Source organism: Undibacterium sp. KW1 (assembly GCF_009937955.1).
Taxonomy (GTDB): Bacteria; Pseudomonadota; Gammaproteobacteria; order Burkholderiales; family Burkholderiaceae_D; genus Undibacterium.
The window spans coordinates 4,632,177-4,649,559 of record NZ_AP018439.1 but is presented as its reverse complement, the minus strand read 5'-3'; the positions used below and the strand labels follow the sequence as shown (position 1 = coordinate 4,649,559).

Below are 17,383 nucleotides of genomic sequence, written 5' to 3'. Positions count from 1 at the left end.
TGCAAATTAATGAACAGGTGCACGCCACCGTGCTCGTATGAGCAGACAGTTTTCAAAACTGATATTTGCTACCGCTTATCTTTTCATGACTGCGGCCAATAATTGCTTTGCTCTTGGTGAAAAACCCTATGTCACTGAAGCTGCTGTCGCTGGTGATCTGGTCCTGGTCAACGCCAGCAGCGCAGCCACTCTGTATGTTGATGTGGCTGATTATGCCGGTGTCCAGCGTGCAGTAGTTAATCTGCAAAAAGACATAGAAGGCATTACAGGTAAAAAGCCTGCCATCACCAATGATGTGCAAAGCCTGAAGGGGCAAGCTGTCATCGTTGGCACCATAGGAAAAAGCAAGCTCATTGATCAACTGATTTCGTCGCATAAGATTGATGTCAGCGGCATTGTGAATCAATGGGATGCCTATCAACTGGTGACGGTACAAAACCCCTTGCTGGATGTGGCGCAGGCGCTGGTGATTATCGGTGCCAATAAACGCGGCGGTGTGTATGGTGTGTATGACCTGTCTGAACAGATAGGTGTATCACCCTGGTACTGGTGGGCGGATGTACCTTTGAAAAAGAAGAGCAGTATCGCCATCCAGAAGAATACCCTGGTGCAGGAAATTCCCAAGATCAAATATCGCGGCATTTTTTTGAATGATGAAGCACCGGCGTTGACGAATTGGGTCGTCAAGAATTACGGCAATTACAATCAGCAGTTTTATGGCAAAGTGTTTGAATTGCTGCTGCGCCTGAAGGCCAATTGCCTGTGGCCCGCCATGTGGAACAATGCCTTTAATGTCGACGATGAACAAAACCGCTTTTTGGCGGATGAAGTCGGCATCATCATGGGTACTTCACATCACGAACCCATGATGCGTGCCCACAAGGAGTGGACGGCAGAAAACGGTAAATGGGATTACCAAAACAATAAAGCCAGACTCTATCCCTTCTGGGAAGGCGGCGTTGCCCGCAACAAGAGCCAGGAAAGCCTGATCACCATAGGCATGCGTGGCGACGGAGATGAACCGATGTCGGAAAGCGAAAATATCTCGCTGCTGGAAAACATCGTCAAGGACCAGCGCCAGATCATCAGCAAGGTACATGACAAACCAGCCACTGAGGTACCGCAAGTCTGGGCGCTGTACAAAGAAGTGCAGACCTACTATGAAAAAGGCATGCGCGTGCCGGATGATGTGACCTTGCTATGGTGCGATGATAACTGGGGCAATATCCGCCGCCTGCCCAAGCCGGAAGAACGCAAGCGCGCCGGTGGTGCTGGTGTCTATTACCATTTTGATTATGTCGGTGGGCCGCGTTCTTACCGCTGGATCAATACCAATTCCATTGCCAAGGTATGGGAGCAAATGGACCTGGCCTATCATTTTGACGCCAGGCAGATATGGATAGTCAATGTCGGCGATTTGAAGCCCATGGAATATCCCATAGAGTTTTTCTTGCGCATGGCCTGGAACCCGGAGCAGTGGCCGAAAGAACGCATCCCCGAATTTGGCAAGCTGTGGGCAGAACGTGAATTTGGTGCGGAACATGCCGCAGAAATCGCCGCCTTGATGACCGGTTATTCACGCCATAATTACCGCCGCAAGCCAGAACTGCAAGATCCGACCACCTATAGCCAGTTGCATTACGATGAAGCTGACCGCGTGACGGCAGAGATCAGGGATTTGCGCAGCAGGGCTGAAGCACTGTATGCAAAGATGCCAGCAGACTACAGGGATGCGTTTTTCCAGCTGGTGCTGCACCCGGTCAAAGCCAGTGCCATCGTCACCGAGATGTATGACATGGTGGGTAAAAATCATTTGTATGCCAGGCAGGGCCGGGCTTATGCAAACAATTATGCGGACAAGGCGCGTGCATTGTTTAAAGCCGATGCAGATTTGCAGCGCCAGTACGATACCGAACTTGGCCATGGCAAGTGGCAGCACTTCATGGACCAGACCCATATTGGCTACATACACTGGGACCAGCCCGCCGCCAATACCATGCCTTTGCTGTATGACCTGCAGCCACATGCGGGGGCTGACATGGGGGTGGCAGTGGAAGACATTGAACCCGCCTGGCCACAGAATGCGGCATCTGTCTGGCCGCATCAGGGCAATTATCAACTGGCACGTTTTGACCCTTTTGGAAAGCAACAGCGCACTATCACGGTGTTTAACAAGGGAACAAAGACATACAAGTTCACCGCCAGGGCCAGTGCGCCCTGGATTATCCTCAGCGATACCAGTGGCCAGGTGACCAGCAGCCAGGACATTAAAGTGTCCATAGACTGGGGCAAACTGCCCAAAGGCAAGGCTGAAGGGACGATAGACATCAAAGGCACGGGCTGGGGTGGGGCCAGCATTAAAGTGTCGGCCTTGAATGCTGCACCGCTGCCGCAAGACTACAAAGGTTTTGTCGAGTCGGATGGCAATGTGACGATAGAGGCAGAACACTATAGTCAGGCAAAGAATGCGGGCGCGTATTCCTGGCAAAAAATTCCTGAACATGGACGGCATTTGTCTTCCATGGCGGTGTTCCCCAGAAACGACAGACATTTTACCGACCTGAGCCAGGCCCCTTACCTGGAATACACGACTTACCTGCATTCGACTGGTGAGGTCAGCATCGATACGGTTTTTGCGCCTACGCTGCCTTTTGCCGAAGGGCCGGGCCTGCGCTTTGCCATCGCCGTTGATGATGAAAAACCCCAGGTTTTCAATATAGTCAAAGACATGAGTTTAAAGGGCTGGGAAGACTCGGTGCGAAACGAGATGCGTAAAATCAGCAGCAAGCACCACATCGCCAAAGCGGGAGTGCATCGCATACGTATTTACGGCATCGATGCCGGTGTCACGCTGCAGCGCATAGTCGTGAATACGGGTGGCTTGTTCGCAAGTTATATCGGGCCAAAAGAAAGCATGAAGCGTTAGAACTCATTTCATCAATAGGGTGAGATGCGTTTGCCTCATAACGTGGGCTGGCCAATGGTAAAACTATGGACGAGGCAGTCAATAGCTTTGCCTATTGATAACGAGTCCAACGCAGTCCAGCACGCGTTATGAGGCAAACCCTTCGGGAACTGACGATTTGGGCGCCTTGCTGTGTTGTGCCGCTTGCTAAGGCAGACGCCTTAGCTGCGCAGGGTACACACCTTAGGCCTTGCACTGCATCCCAAATCGTCTTGTTCGCACTCACCCTATTGATGAAATGAGTTCTAATTATTTGCAACCATTTTTATGCATGGATGAACAATGAGTCAAACTATTCGCAATGCCAAGATGATGATACGCCAGGTACGTGTGACACCTATCGCATTTCGTGATCCACCTTTGCTGAACGCCAGCGGTATTCATGAGCCCTGGGCACTGCGCAGCATCATAGAAGTTGAAACTGCAGATGGGCGTATCGGTATCGCCGAAACCTATGGTGATCAACCCATGTTAAAGGTGCTGGAGCAGGCCAGGACCTTGCTGACGGACCTGACACCGTTTGACCTGACTCTGATGGAAGAGCGTGTGCGTAAGAATATCCTGTCCACTGGCGGTGGCGCAGGGGTACAGATAGAACTGGCACCGGGTTCTCATACCAACAAGAATGCAGACAAGGTCATCAGTGCGCTGGAAGTGGCCATGCTGGATTTGCAAGGCCAGATCCTGGGTTTGCCAGTCTCAGATTTACTGGGAGGTGCGGTGCGCAAGGCGGTGCCGTATAGCGCCTACCTGTTCTACAAATATGCCACACACGTAGACAATCCTTATCCGGCAGATGCCTGGGGCGAAGCGTTGACGCCAACACAAATCGTCAAACAGGCGCAGACCATGATCGCGCAATACGGTTTTAAAAGTATCAAGCTGAAAGGTGGTGTCATGCTGCCAGCGCAAGAAATCGCTGCCATCAAAGCTTTGCGCCAGGCTTTCCCGACACTACCATTGCGGCTGGACCCGAATGCAAACTGGTCGCTGGAAACCAGTATCGCAGCAGCCAAAGAGCTGGATGATCTGCTGGAATATTACGAAGACCCAACACCAGGGCAAATAGGCATGGCCGAATTATCCAGGCATTGCGAAGCACCACTGGCAACCAATATGGTGGTCACCACCATGGAAGAATTTAAACGCAATGCCTCTACCCATGCGGTGAGCATATTGCTGTCTGATCACCATTACTGGGGTGGCTTGCGTGCCACGGTATCACTGGCACGCATGTGTGAAGTATTTGGCATGGGCATGTCCATGCATTCCAATTCCCACCTTGGTATCAGCCTGATGGCCATGACCCATGTGGCTGCTGTCATTCCCGGCCTGACCTATGCGTGCGATACCCATTATCCCTGGCAGGAAGAAGACGTCATCAAGGGCGACAGGGTGCGTTTCGAAGATGGGGCGGTGCCCGTGCCAACAACACCAGGACTGGGTGTGGAAATTGATTACGTCAAACTGGCGGTACTGCATCAGCAATATCTGGAATGCGGCATACGCAACCGCGACGACCTGGGGCAGATGCGCAAATATGATCCCGATTTCAAGGGCAGCAGCCCACGCTTCTGAGCTGGATGAACAGCAACTGCAAAAAAAAATATAAGAGACAAAAAATGAGACATGTACAAAAACAGTTATACACACTGGCAGCAAGCCTGCTGCTGACGACAGCAATGTCACTGACTACTACCGCTCATGCCGCAGCTCAGCCAGACTGGCATTGGGTCTCTTCCTGGGGCTCGGCGCAACAGATACCCGAGCCAGAGAATATGCTGCCAGCTGCCAATTGGCGTGATGCCAGCTTGCGCCAGATTGTCCATGTCTCGCTGGGTGGCAGCCGTGTGCGTGTACGCTTCAGCAATGTATTTGGTAGTACGCCGCTGTTTATCGACAGTGCCAGTCTGGCCAGGGCAATCGCACCGGGCAAGACAGACATTGATACCGAAACCCTGCAAGCGCTAAAATTTTCTGGCCGCAGCAGCGTCATGATACCTGCAGGCAGCGAGTACTATAGCGACGCCGTGAATTTGCAGCATGCCCCTGCATCTGACCTTGCCATTTCCATGTATTTCAAGGGCGAACCGGTGCGCCAGACCAGCCACCCTGGTTCGCGCGCCAATAGTTTTTTTACCAAAGGAAACCGCATACTGGACCCGATCTGGCAAGATGCTGGCAAGGTCGCGCACTGGTATCAGATTGCCGATATTGAAGTGCAGGCACCACGCAATACTGGTGCCGTGGTTGCCATAGGTGATTCGATTACTGATGGCCACGGTGCCACGACCGATGGTAATAACCGCTGGCCTGATTTGCTGTCTGCACGCCTGATGAAAGAGGGCTTGCCTGCCATGGCGGTGCTGAATGCCGGGATAGGTGGCGGACGCATGTTACGCGATGGCACTGGCCCCAATCTGGCATCGCGTTTTGATCGCGATGTGATTTTACGCAGCGGCGTGACACATGCGATTATCATGATAGGCGTCAATGACCTGGGTGGGCAGCATCGCAATGGTGACGACATTCCTGAAGCCAGAAAAAAGATGATGGATGACTTGTTCACGGCTCACCGTCAGCTGGTTGAACGTGCCCATGCGCACGGCATCTGCGTCATTGGCGCAACCATCACGCCTTACACTGGCAGCGACTATTATCGTCCTGGCCTCAATAATGAAGAAGACCGTCAGGCAGTGAATGCCTGGATACGTAATTCAGGGGTATTTGATGCGGTGGCTGACTTTGATGCTGCCATCCGCGACCCTGCGCAGGCCGAATATATACGCAAGGATTATCACAACGGTGATTTCCTGCACCCCTCACCGGCAGGATTTCTGGCCATGGCGAATGCAGTTCCCCTGCCAGCATTGCAGAAATGCGAGATTGGCCGATGATTGCCAATGAGTGCCGATGAGTGCGGGGTCTAAGGTGCTACTTTGGCCAGAAACTGGGTGCGTGGTCGCAAGCGTGGTGCGGCGTCAGATTGTCGTCGCACCAGGGTATGGTCTATGCGTACATGTTCCGGCGCTTGCGGCGTGCCATTGCGCTGGCCGCGTATCTGTTGCAAAAGCAACTGCACTGCCGCTTCTGCCATGTCGGCAATAGGCTGGCGCACGGTAGTCAATTCTGGCCAGATGGTGGTGGCCAGTGAAGTATCATCGAAACCTGCAACGGTCAGGTCGCCTGGTACATCCAACCCCAGCCTGTGGGCAATGGACACTACTGCTGCAGCCATGTCGTCATTACTGGCAAAGATCGCGGTGGGGCGTTCTGGCAAGCCCAGCAAGGCTTCTGCAGCGTCCAGGCCAGAACGGTAGGTGAACATGCCCTGGGTAATCAGTTCTGGCGCGCTTTCTACATTTTTTTCAGCGATGGCAGCTTTGAAGCCTTCCAGGCGACGGGCACTGGCACTCTGGTTAGGGTGGCCGATAATAAAGCCTATGCGATGATGTCCAAGGGCGACTAGATGGCAGACCATGGCGTAAGCGGCCTCGTAGTCGTCAATGCTGATACCACCTACCCGTGGATCTGGCTGGCCGCAAGCCACAGTTACCGCCGGGGTGCCGGTAGCGGCAATCAATTCGATCAGGCGAGCGGAGTCACACAGTGGTGGTGGCAGGATAATGCCATCTACTCCATTGGTGATCAGACGCTGGGCCTGTTCCACATCATGTTCATCAGCTTCACACTTTTCGACGACGAGTTGAATATTATTCGGGCTGACCTGGTTCAGCAGACCGACCAAAAATTCGCTCAGATAACCTGCGCTGGGGTTGCTGTACAAGAAACCTATGCGGATAGGTCGCAAGCCAGCCAGACGGCGGGCAGCCTGGTTGGGAATGTAGTTCAACTGGGCAATGGCGGCGTCAACGCGCGTGCGGGTTTGCTCGCGTACATTGCTGTCACCGTTCATGACGCGTGATACAGTCATTGCTGAGACACCTGCCAGCTTGGCCACATCAGACATGGTAGGAGCATGTTGCCGATTGTCAATTATGGCAACCGCCTCTTGTTTCACCTTGCTTTTCGTCATCTGCTTTGGAAATCCGTTTGAAAAATGGCACTTTGTTAGCGCCAAACTTTACCACAAGCTGCCATCGCTGGGGCGAACAAGCGGCAGACTTAACGATAACGGTAAAGCTTGAGCTTCTGGATTGTCACCCCTTTATCCGGCAACATGATCTGCCTGCCCTGATGACTTTCATCGCCATTCAACCAGCGCCCTTCCACCCATTTGCCATTTTCATAAGTGCCTTCGGTGATTTTTTCAAAACCTATCATGTCTCCGGCATTGCTGGCATCCTTGAACGTCACCGTCAACCCTGTGCCTGCGATCAGGAATTCTGTATCTGACAGCTGGATGATCAAGCCGCCATGCGCTTCCAGGTCCTTGTTTTCGGTTTTGCTCCATTGCTTGTTCAGGTTAACCTGTAGCGCGTAGCTACCCATGGTGACTTTTTGCGGCGTGGAATCCACCACGCCGTCATAAGAAACATGTGCCTTGAAGCCACGCATTTTGCCACTGCCCTGGTACTCAGCTATCACGGGTGCCAGTTGTTTCAGTGCGCGAAAAGCCTGTGGCAAGGTGTCATCTCCTTTGCCGTTACTGTCTTCTATGCCAAAGGGCGAGAAACCGAAGGCATCATGTTCGCCGATAGCGTAAAAGGCCTTGGCTGCAGCATCATGTCGCCCCGCATTATTCGCCTCTGGTATGAAGAGTGGATTGTCCGGGCGCTTGAATTGCACTGCCCATTCAGTGAAGTTAGGGAAGTAAGTATCTATTGCCAGCACATCGATGGAGGGTGCTGCGGCTTTCCAGATGTCGAACAGATGTGGCAGTGGCCCGGCACTTGGATACTCGCCAGGTTTCTTGCCCGGGCGGTTCAGTGCAGCATTAACGTACATGGGCAAGGGATAGGCAGATTTAGCTGCGGCTGTCATGCCTTCGACAAAGCTGGCATAGGCCCAGGCCTGAAAGACTTCTTCCGCCGCGACACTATTGCCAAATACCTCGGCCCAGTTACCATTCATGCGCTTGCCATTTGCGGTCCACAGTGTCTGTATAGCCGGATGCAGACTGCTGTGATGGGCTTGCAAATAATCCATCAATGCCTTTGGTACAGCTTCCTTATATGCCGTGTCAGCCAGCGGACCATGGTCGCGTGCGTCTGGCAGCATGCCGATTTCATTCTCGACCTGCACCATGATCACCGTGCGTTGTGTATCTGCTTGTTTGAGATGGGCCAGCAAAGCCTTGTAAGCGGCAGTATCTGCCGCCAGCGTATTTGGGCTAAAGGGCGTCAGTATTTCCTGTGCTGCACCCGCACGATTTTGCGCAAGCGGAAAACGCTGCTGGTCTCGTTTCACCCAGGCTGGCACATAGGTAGACATGGAATTTTTCCAGGCGCCAAACCACAGCAAGATCAGGCGGGTATTGTTGGCGCGGGCTTGCTGCAACATACCATCCAATACACTGAAATCGAAACGGCCTTCGACAGCTTCTATCTGATCCCACTCCACTGGTGCCAGTACCGTATTGAGTTCGGCAGCTTTCAAGGCTGGCCAGAGCTTGTTCAGATAAGTCAGGCTGGATGCTGACGAGTTATGCAGTTCGCCACCCAGTATCAGGAAGGCCTGGTCGTTGACCATGAGTTGCGTCGCCGTACCCTGTTTGCGCAAATAGGGCAGGGATTCAGCCGCAACTGCCGCTTGCAAGTCCAGCAGGGACAGTAGTAGCACGCAGGCAGAAATATAAGTACGGAGTTTTGGTGCTTTCATTACTTACCTTGCATTCAATGTAAAAAAACACCGCCCGTGCAGACTGGCGGTGGGTAAAACCACCCTATCTTCTCTGGATCGGGCGGGGGTAGACGGCGACGCGATCGTCACAACATTCAAGGCTGTTTGTATTCTTCGCTTGCATATTGGCAATCAGCCCCATTTTTCCCGAACACTTCCGTACTTGCTTAATACACGATGTTAGCGTGACCATTATCCAGTTTAAAAGCTACATTGAGAGAGTGTCAATAAAAATATGAAAATTAATGTTGTACGCTAACATTTCTTCATTCAAGTAGTTTATCCATGCGCGCAAGCTATTGCAGTGCAACAGCAGATCTGATTGAGAGCAGAAGCCATTTCAGCAATTGCTATCGTGGGCATACCTCAATTATTTGACTCTGAATTTAGGCCCTGAATTCACATCTTCACCAGGAGGTTTTCATGCCATGGTGCTATGCGACATTGAATTTAATGGCAATTAACATGATTCATTAATATAATTGTTTGCGCTAACATTTATCCTGATTCATCGTGGCAATCGTTCACTTCTGCTTCGTTGGATTTTGGCTGAATCATCATTACAGGAAACAGGAGACTCAATGAGGCAAGTTTATTCTGGTCTGGCTGCGCTGCTGGTGCTGGCTTTGTCTGTATTTACAACGCATGCCGCCGATGCTCCTCGCGTCGTGAAGAGTGCATCACTGACGCTGGATGCCAGCAAGCCCGGCGTTGTCATAGACCGGCACATCTTCGGGCAATTTGCCGAACACCTGGGGCATGGAGTTTATGAGGGAGTCTGGGTAGGTGCTGAATCGGCTATCCCTAACACACGCGGTATCCGCAATGATGTGGTGGCAGCGCTGAAAGCGATCAAGGTGCCGGTAGTGCGCTGGCCAGGTGGTTGTTTTGCCGATGAATATCATTGGCGTAATGGCATAGGCCCAGCTGATAAGCGGCGTGCAGGTTTGAATCCCAACTGGGGTGGGGTAGTCGAGCCAAATACCTTTGGCACCCATGAGTTCATGGACTTTGTCGAGCAGATCGGCGCTGAAGCTTATCTATCGGCCAATGTCGGCACAGGCACGCCACAGGAAGCAGCTGAATGGCTGGAATATATGACATCCGAGCATACCGCGCTGGCGCAAGATAGAGCTGCGAATGGGCATCCCGCACCTTATAAAGTGGCGTTCTGGGGTATAGGGAATGAAAGCTGGGGTTGTGGTGGGGCCATGAGTGCTGATTATTATTTGAATCAGCTCAAGATCTATTCTCGCTTCAGCCGCAACTATCTTAGCGGTCAGAAAATGCAGCAGATCGCGGTTGGTCCAGACGGCGGCAAGACGGAATATACCGAGACCATCATGAAGGCATGGCGGGACAAAGTGTGGAGCTGGAATATTGATGGCTTGTCCCTGCATTCATACACCGTTAACGGTTGGCCTCCGGCTAAAAAGGCAACTGGTTTTGGTGAGGATGAATATGCCAGTTTCATCAAAGAGACAGTGGGCATGGATGATCTCATCAAGACCCATGCAGCCATCATGGATAAATATGATCCAGCCAAAAAAATTGCACTTGTGGTCGATGAGTGGGGCTCGTGGCTGGCACCTGCGCCAGGTAGTAAGCCCGGCTTTCTGATGCAGCAAAATTCACAACGTGACGCTATTCTCACTGCGCTCAATTTCAATATTTTTGCACGCCATGCAGATCGCGTCAGGATGACCAATATCGCGCAGATGGTGAATGTCTTGCAGGCCATGATACTGACTGACAAAGAACGCATGTTGCTGACGCCAACCTACCATGTTTTCAAGATGTATGTGCCATTTCAGGATGCGCAGTTGATACCGGTCAGTATTGATGCCGGCACTTATACTTTTGCAGATATTCATTTGCCGAGGGTGGACGCCATTGCCGCCAGGGATAAAGCTGGCAAGCTATGGCTGGCACTGACCAATGTTGATCCGAATGCTGCAGTTGATATCACCATCAAGCTATCTGGTGCAGTAGCCGGCATAGCCCTTGGCGAAACCCTGACGGCACCGCGTATTGATGCCGTCAATACATTTGCAGCCCCTGATACAGTTGCTACCAAGCCAGCGAAAGCCCGTATAGTCAACGATCAAATGACATTGAAACTGACACCGCAATCAGTCACAGTACTGGGTTTGCAGTGATGGGAGGCGGGTCGCTATTTCATCAAGCCATGCATGCTATGCGTTATCGTATTCAGCGATGCTGTGGCGTGAGTTTGATTGCTGTGCTCAGTGTTTTCCTGGGTGTCATGCAAGGTGCCCAGGCCAGGCCTGCTGATAATGGTGATGGTACATATACCAATCCGCCACTGTATGCTGATTACCCGGACCCGGACATCATCCGCGTAGGCGAAGATTTTTATTTTGCCAGCACCACATTCGCCAATAGTCCTGGCCTCACCTTGCTGCATTCGAAAGACCTGGTCAACTGGGAATTTGCTTCGCATATCGTGCCCAGACTCAATGGTATGGAGCAATATGACCTGAAGAATGGCAATGCTTATCGCGGCGGATTATTTGCTGCCAGCCTGCGTCACCATAAGGGTGTTTTCTATGCGGTAGTCACACCGGTCAGGCAAAATACTCGCATCTATTACAGCAAGGATATCAAAGGCCCCTGGGCTTACCACGAGCTTGATCGCGCAGCCTTTGACCCCGCCATGTTCATTGAGCCTGACGGCAAGGCGTACATCGCAACATCTGGCGGCTGGGATGGCACGGTTACCTTGTTGAGTTTGAACAACGACTATAGCAAGGTGATGGATGCACGCAAAATTCATTACTACAAAGGGGCGGAAGGTTCCAGGCTCGTCAAGCGTGGCGAGTATTACTACCTCTTCAATGCACTGCCAGCCAGCCTGACACTGATAGTATCGCGCGCCAAAAACCTGTATGGCCCCTGGGAGTCGCATGCGCAGATTGATGATAGTGGCGGCGGGCATCAGGGTGGTATCGTCGATCTGCCTGATGGTAACTGGTATGGCTTTGTAATGGTTGACGCCGGTGCTATCGGGCGCATGACTAATATCAGCCCGGTTTTCTGGGAAGATGACTGGCCGGTGTGGGGTACCAAAGAAGCTCCGGGCAGAGTGCCCGTCAGCGCCATCAAACCTGTCCAGGGCAAGCCAGTCACACAATTGGCAACTTCAGACGATTTCAGTGCACCTGTGCTGGGTCTGCAGTGGCAGTGGAACCATAATCCTGATGATACTCGCTGGTCCTTGCGTGAAAGGCGCGGTTACTTGAGGTTAGAGCCTGTGCAGGCAAATGAGTTCTGGACTGCGCGTAACACGCTTACCCAGAAAGGCCAGGGGCCATGGAGTCGCGGCGAAGTTGAAATTGATGCCAGCAATCTGCAGGCTGGCGATATGTGCGGGTTTGGTACGCTGGGAAAATTCAATGGACATATCGTCATTCAGCGTGACGCGGCGGATAAATTATTCCTGAGCATGCAAGTGATAGAAGATGCCGCGATAGGGCGGCAGACTGAAGTGCGGGTGCCATCGCTGCCTGTTGCTGTGAATAAAATTCATTTGCGTACTGACATGGATTTCAGGAAGAACCAGGCGGAAGTTGCTTATAGCCTGGATGGCAAGGCCTGGCATGTGATGGGCGGCAGCTTCGAGCTGGCTTATGACTGGCGCACTGGCACTTTCCAGGGGCAGCAGTTTGCCCTGTTTTGTTATAACCCACATCCAGGCCAGGGTTATATCGATGTTGATGCATTCCGTTTTACCAAACAACCCTCGTTCTAACTAAAAATCTTTGCTGCATGGCTTGGAAAAGCACGCTTTAAAATATTGATGTTAGCGCAAACAATTTGATTTGAATATAGCATAAGATATCTATGCCTTTCGCAAAAAACAAAATTGTTGAAGATGTAGTTATTTTTCCGTATCACTGCAACAACGCAGCTAAAGAAGGGAATTGACGTGCGATTGCAAAACATCCACCATGCAAATGGTAGCGCTATTATTTATTTGGGTAGTATTGTTTAGCGCAAACATATTTCTTAAATCCTGTTGCAAAAAAACAGAAAATTAATGGTGACGCAAGTTCATAAGGCGACCGGTCATCAAAAGAATGAGTATCCGCTGTTTGCGTTACTAGTAATTGTATTTCGTCATCAATAGAAAAAAATAGAAAAATCGATGCGCCAATAAAGGCGCAAACAACAATGGCACCAGAGGCCATATACAGGAGACAAGCATGAATAGAAAATTGAAGGGAGCTGGTACCGGTAAGCGTCGGTTCTGCACAGGTGGCGAAGTCTTTGTCACCACGGTCCTTGCTGGCCTGATTTCCAGTGCCTATGGACAGGCAGCTCAGACAGCACCAAGCCCGGCGCCGACATCGACTGCTAGCGCAGAAAATACCGAAAAGCTGGCAGCTGAAAAAGCGAAAGCCGAAAAAGAAAAAGCTGAAAAGGAAAAAAGCCATGTGCCTACAGTGACAGTCAGTGGTTACCGCAGTTCGCTCGCCTTATCCGCCAATGAAAAACTTGAAAACGTCGGTCTCAGTGATACCGTTTTCTCTGAAGACATGGGCAAGTTCCCAGATCCTAATATTGCCGATGCGCTGGGTCGCATTCCTGGCGTCAAGGTGACCAGGGCAGAAATCGATGGCGAGGGCCTGAATGTTTCCATCCGTGGCATGGGCCCGGCTTTCACGCGGGTCTTGCTGAACGGCGCGCCTATGGCATCTGCCTCGGCAGGTAGCTGGGGCGGCTCCATCAGCGCCAACCGCGAAGTCGATATGGACTTCCTGCCGTCTGAATTATTCCGTAGCGCCAGTGTTTACAAAAGCCAGCAAGCCAGCCTGATCGAAGGTGGTATTGCTGGTACGGTCGATATGCGCAGCGTGCGTCCTTTTGACAAGAACGGTTTCCGTTCTGCATTCACACTGAGTGGCAATTACCGCGATCAAAGCGGTAAAGCTGGCACCACAGGCTCGGCCCTGGTCAGTAATACCTGGAATAGCAATACCTTCGGCAAGTTCGGTGTCCTGGTTGGTGCAGCTTTTGGCGATACCAAATACAAGACCGATGGTTTCCAGTCAGTGGATATGCGCAACCTGCAATTGAAGTCTTTCCAGGCGACTGCAGCAGACAAGCCCAACAGTACCGGTGGTGGTTCGCAATCTACGCCTGACACAGTACCCTCAGGTCTGGCACTCAATAATTTGCCCGACTATGCGCGCTCCATCCTGGTACCGGGCAAGCAGATAGATCGCGCCATGTTACTGGCCTTGAACCCTGGCGCCACCATACAGCAAATTGACAATGCCCTCATGGCTCGCCTGGGTCGCCACCTGATATACGAAGGTGAGCGCAAGCGTGCCGGTGAAGTCATCAGCTTGCAATGGCAACCTAATGACAAGCTCGATATCTACATGGACATGGTGTTCGCCCAAAAGAACAACAAGATGATCTATGAGGCGATGAATGCCGGTACCCGTGCCAATACTGTCATCCCCATAGGCATGGAATTTGACCGCAGCGATTGTACGACTGGTTGCGTGCTGAACAAAGCTATCTTCGCCAACACTTTCTGGGCACTGGAATTCCGGCCCATGGAAGAAAAAACGAAATTCCGCAGCTTTAACCCTGGCTTCGAATTCCGTCCGAATGACAACTGGACGATAGACGGTCATCTCAATATCACAAACAGCACCTTCTTTCGCGATATGCCAACGGTGCTGCTGGCCACCAAGTCACCCAATTCGGTGATTACTTACAATAATACTGTCGCTGGTCAGTCACCGACATATACGGCTAACCTTGACATTAACGACCCTACAAATTTTGGTTGGAACCAGGCTGGCCAGGGCCTGTCGGGTTTGCGCATGGATCTGTATGAGCGCACCAATTCGACCAAGGGTACACGCCTGAATGTCAATTGGGGTGATAGCAGTTTCAGTATCAAGAGTGGTGTGGCGTACGACGATATCGAACGCCGTTACCGCAGCTATGGCGTGGCAGATGCATGGATGAATGTCGCTTGCGGTAATAACGTCAGCTACCGTTTCTTCGCACCCAACACCCAGATTCGTCAACCAGGTTGCGATGGACGCAGCACACCTGGCGCGATGACAGATGCCGCCACTGCTTATCCTGGTTATGGCACGGGCTCTACGGCAGGCCTGACAACGCCACTGACTTATCAAGGCTCGGTAGTCACCAATGCTGGTGTACCAAATTATGCTTATGCGAGCAACCATGGTTTCATCAGTGTGAATTGGCCCAAGTTTGCGCAAGACACCGACTATCAATATTTCCGCGATAATATTTACAAGGGTTTCGCCAATGGCAGTGGTGGCTATATCCGCGAAGTCGTCAGTGGTTTTTATACTGAGGCGAATGGTCGTACCAAGCTATTCGATGGCACTTTGCGCTACAACGCCGGGGTACGTTATTCTGAAACCCAGCAGACTATCGGTGCTTTGAGCGTGGTGGCTGATCCGCGCAATGTCGATTTGAAGAATGGCGGGCAGTACGACAATATCGGTGTCTGGGCTTATGAAACAACCAAATACAGCAACGTGCTGCCTTCGGCCACACTTGCGTATAACATCACGCCTGCTTTGATTTTCCGCGCTTCAGGATCCAAATCCCTGACACGTGCCAACCCGGCTGATCTGCGTCAAACCATGTTGACCATGGGTGACCAGGGCGCACGTCAGGGTAATGTGACCAACCCCAACCTCAAACCTTTCGGTGCGAATAATCTGGATTTGGGGCTGGAGTATTACATGACCCGCGAGTCCTATGTGTCGGCCAGTGTCTTTGCCAAAGACATCGTCAGCCGTCCGGGACAACGCATCAGCACTTATACCTTGTCACAACTGGATGCGATGTTCGGTACCGTGGGTTTGACAGCTGCACAACAACAGTCAGTTGATGCCAGTGGCGGACGTGACAAGCATCTGGTTGAAATCACCGAGCCTTACAACATCGACACCAAGCTCAAGGTAAGGGGCATAGAACTGACATGGCAGCAGCCGCTGGATATGTTGCCAGTCAAGGGTTTTGGTTTTACGGCGAATTACACCTACACCTCGCAAAAGGATGAGGCACCAAATGCACCGCCAGTTGCAGGTGTGCCACCCCGTACCAGTAACCTGACGCTTTACTACGAACGCAATGGCCTGAACTTCCGCATTTCACGTCAATACACTGCTGGTCATGTCGTCAATACCAGTACTGGCCTGAACGTAGCTGGCGGCGCCTATGCCTACACAACTTCGCGTTCGCAAGTTGACTTGTCAGCCGGTGCCAATCTGAAGACCTTGTTTGGTTTTCCCTACAACACAGAACTGACACTGAGTGTGTGGAATGCCAATAAAGCCATCAGTCAGTCATATACGCAATTCAGCAATGCCATATTTGATGAATACAAACCGGGTGCGGCTTACACCTTGTCTATGCGTACGACTTTTTAAATGTAGAGGTTTGCAGCTAATCCAAATAGTCTCCACAGGTTAATAGATGCGACAACTCACTCTATCCATCATCTGGATGGAGTGAGGGGTGGGGCTATTGGCATTGTCATCTAGCTGAACCGGGACAACGAGTTGTACAATTCCAGATGAACTTGCATCTGCCCGGGTAAAACGGTGTCACGGATTAGGCTTTTTTGCTACGTCGGCGACCTCATTCCATATAGAAAATGTCTGCGTACGGACGTGCCGGTACTGCTCCGCAGTCAAACGGTTCCGCTGACACCAGAAAGCATTGTTAATCGGGCCATGCGCCGACAAAAAGCGCTGAGCGTGGCCGGATGACTTGAAGCGCCGCATCTGTCGTTCTCGATGCCGCGTCGGTTGATACGAGAGTTCTGCCCGGTTATTGAGACCTTTGTGTTGGCGGATGCTCCACACGCGGCACGATTTACGTTTTTGCTGCGGCATAGCTCTTCTTCATATCGGGTTCGTATAGCACTGAATCTGAAATCGCTTCCATTCGAGTATCTCGCCGTGCATTTGAATAGACATGGAGGCGAGCAATTTTCGCATGACTTTCGAACGCTAAATCCACAACAACTGGTTCCACTACTATTTGAAAATGGAAACAGTATTAGCCAGTCACTCGCCATCATTGAATATCTTGAAGAAATGTATCCTGAGCATCCGTTATTGCCATCAGCGCCCGAGGACAGGGCCTACGTAAGGCAGATAGCGAATGCAATTGCATGCGAGATGCATCCCGTGAATAACCTGCGTGTGCTGAAATATTTGACAGAAGAGCTCAAACTGACTGATGACGCGAAAAAAGGCTGGATTCGTCACTGGAACGAACTGGGCTTGCAGGCTCTTGAAAAGACTATTTTGAATTCGCCCAAGAGAGGGCAATTTATTTGTGGAAACACACCAACAATAGCAGACTGTTGTCTTGTCCCTCAGTTATTCAATGCCAGGCGCTTTGATGTAGATCTCGCACCATACCCGACCTTGCTAGCAATTGCGCATGAATGTGAGATGCTAAAAGCATTTGAATTGGCGCATCCTGGAATCCAACCAGACACAGAGTAATTTCAGCCAGAGTTTATCGGATGTATAGGGACTAGCTTCACCTTTCTCTGGGTCATCATATCTTGAGCGG

Annotated in this window: 9 protein-coding genes and 1 pseudogene; 7 read left to right on the top strand and 3 right to left on the bottom strand. The window is 51.5% G+C overall.

Going from position 1 to position 17,383, the window contains the following annotated elements:
* The first annotated feature begins 37 nt into the window (after positions 1-37).
* The 3 genes from UNDKW_RS20770 to UNDKW_RS20760 all read left to right on the top strand — a co-directional run bounded on the left by UNDKW_RS20770 (position 38) and on the right by UNDKW_RS20760 (position 5,862).
* The gene (locus tag UNDKW_RS20770) at positions 38-2,926 is read left to right on the top strand and encodes a glycosyl hydrolase 115 family protein (protein ID WP_162060264.1); all 2,889 of its coding nucleotides are present in this window, start codon (positions 38-40) and stop codon (positions 2,924-2,926) included.
* Positions 2,927-3,247: 321 nt separating this feature from the next.
* Positions 3,248-4,543 (top strand): glucarate dehydratase family protein, encoded by a 1,296-nt coding sequence (locus UNDKW_RS20765; RefSeq protein WP_232063069.1) that lies wholly within the window; start codon positions 3,248-3,250, stop codon positions 4,541-4,543.
* 44 nt (positions 4,544-4,587) lie between these two features.
* Positions 4,588-5,862, top strand: a complete 1,275-nt coding sequence (locus UNDKW_RS20760) for an SGNH/GDSL hydrolase family protein (RefSeq protein ID WP_232063068.1) — start codon at positions 4,588-4,590, stop codon at positions 5,860-5,862.
* Positions 5,863-5,891: 29 nt separating this feature from the next.
* On the opposite strand, the gene UNDKW_RS20755 is transcribed toward UNDKW_RS20760, so the two are convergent.
* Positions 5,892-7,001, bottom strand: a complete 1,110-nt coding sequence (locus tag UNDKW_RS20755) for a LacI family DNA-binding transcriptional regulator (protein ID WP_162060263.1) — start codon at positions 6,999-7,001, stop codon at positions 5,892-5,894.
* An 89-nt stretch (positions 7,002-7,090) separates the two neighbouring features.
* Positions 7,091-8,746: a DUF5597 domain-containing protein gene (locus UNDKW_RS20750; RefSeq protein ID WP_162060262.1), complete on the bottom strand. Its 1,656-nt coding sequence runs from the start codon at positions 8,744-8,746 to the stop codon at positions 7,091-7,093.
* Between the two features lie 602 nt (positions 8,747-9,348).
* Between UNDKW_RS20750 and UNDKW_RS20745 the strand changes: the two genes are divergently transcribed.
* The 3 genes from UNDKW_RS20745 to UNDKW_RS20735 all read left to right on the top strand — a co-directional run bounded on the left by UNDKW_RS20745 (position 9,349) and on the right by UNDKW_RS20735 (position 16,224).
* Entirely contained in the window at positions 9,349-10,926 is a 1,578-nt protein-coding gene (locus UNDKW_RS20745; RefSeq protein WP_162060261.1) for an alpha-N-arabinofuranosidase, read from the top strand.
* Positions 10,927-10,994: 68 nt separating this feature from the next.
* Positions 10,995-12,539 (top strand): glycoside hydrolase 43 family protein, encoded by a 1,545-nt coding sequence (locus UNDKW_RS20740; RefSeq protein ID WP_197892955.1) that lies wholly within the window; start codon positions 10,995-10,997, stop codon positions 12,537-12,539.
* Between the two features lie 454 nt (positions 12,540-12,993).
* Positions 12,994-16,224 carry a TonB-dependent receptor gene (locus tag UNDKW_RS20735; protein WP_162060260.1) on the top strand — a complete coding sequence of 1,077 codons (3,231 nt, stop codon included), beginning with the start codon at positions 12,994-12,996 and terminating at the stop codon, positions 16,222-16,224.
* A 305-nt stretch (positions 16,225-16,529) separates the two neighbouring features.
* On the opposite strand, the pseudogene UNDKW_RS30620 reads toward UNDKW_RS20735, so the two are convergent.
* Positions 16,530-16,650, bottom strand: a pseudogene (locus UNDKW_RS30620) (IS6 family transposase); the annotation flags it as partial.
* A gap of 30 nt (positions 16,651-16,680) precedes the next feature.
* Between UNDKW_RS30620 and maiA the strand changes: the two are divergent.
* Complete coding sequence (gene maiA, locus UNDKW_RS20730) at positions 16,681-17,313, top strand: maleylacetoacetate isomerase (protein ID WP_232063067.1); 633 nt, start codon at positions 16,681-16,683, stop codon at positions 17,311-17,313.
* The last annotated feature ends 70 nt before the right edge of the window (positions 17,314-17,383 follow it).

Coding starts and splice junctions, on each gene's coding strand:
- UNDKW_RS20770 (WP_162060264.1), top strand. CDS start 38: ATGAGCAGACAGTTTTCAAAACTGATATTTGCTACCGCTTATCTTTTC.
- UNDKW_RS20765 (WP_232063069.1), top strand. CDS start 3,248: ATGAGTCAAACTATTCGCAATGCCAAGATGATGATACGCCAGGTACGT.
- UNDKW_RS20760 (WP_232063068.1), top strand. CDS start 4,588: ATGAGACATGTACAAAAACAGTTATACACACTGGCAGCAAGCCTGCTG.
- UNDKW_RS20755 (WP_162060263.1), bottom strand. CDS start 7,001: ATGACGAAAAGCAAGGTGAAACAAGAGGCGGTTGCCATAATTGACAAT.
- UNDKW_RS20750 (WP_162060262.1), bottom strand. CDS start 8,746: ATGAAAGCACCAAAACTCCGTACTTATATTTCTGCCTGCGTGCTACTA.
- UNDKW_RS20745 (WP_162060261.1), top strand. CDS start 9,349: ATGAGGCAAGTTTATTCTGGTCTGGCTGCGCTGCTGGTGCTGGCTTTG.
- UNDKW_RS20735 (WP_162060260.1), top strand. CDS start 12,994: ATGAATAGAAAATTGAAGGGAGCTGGTACCGGTAAGCGTCGGTTCTGC.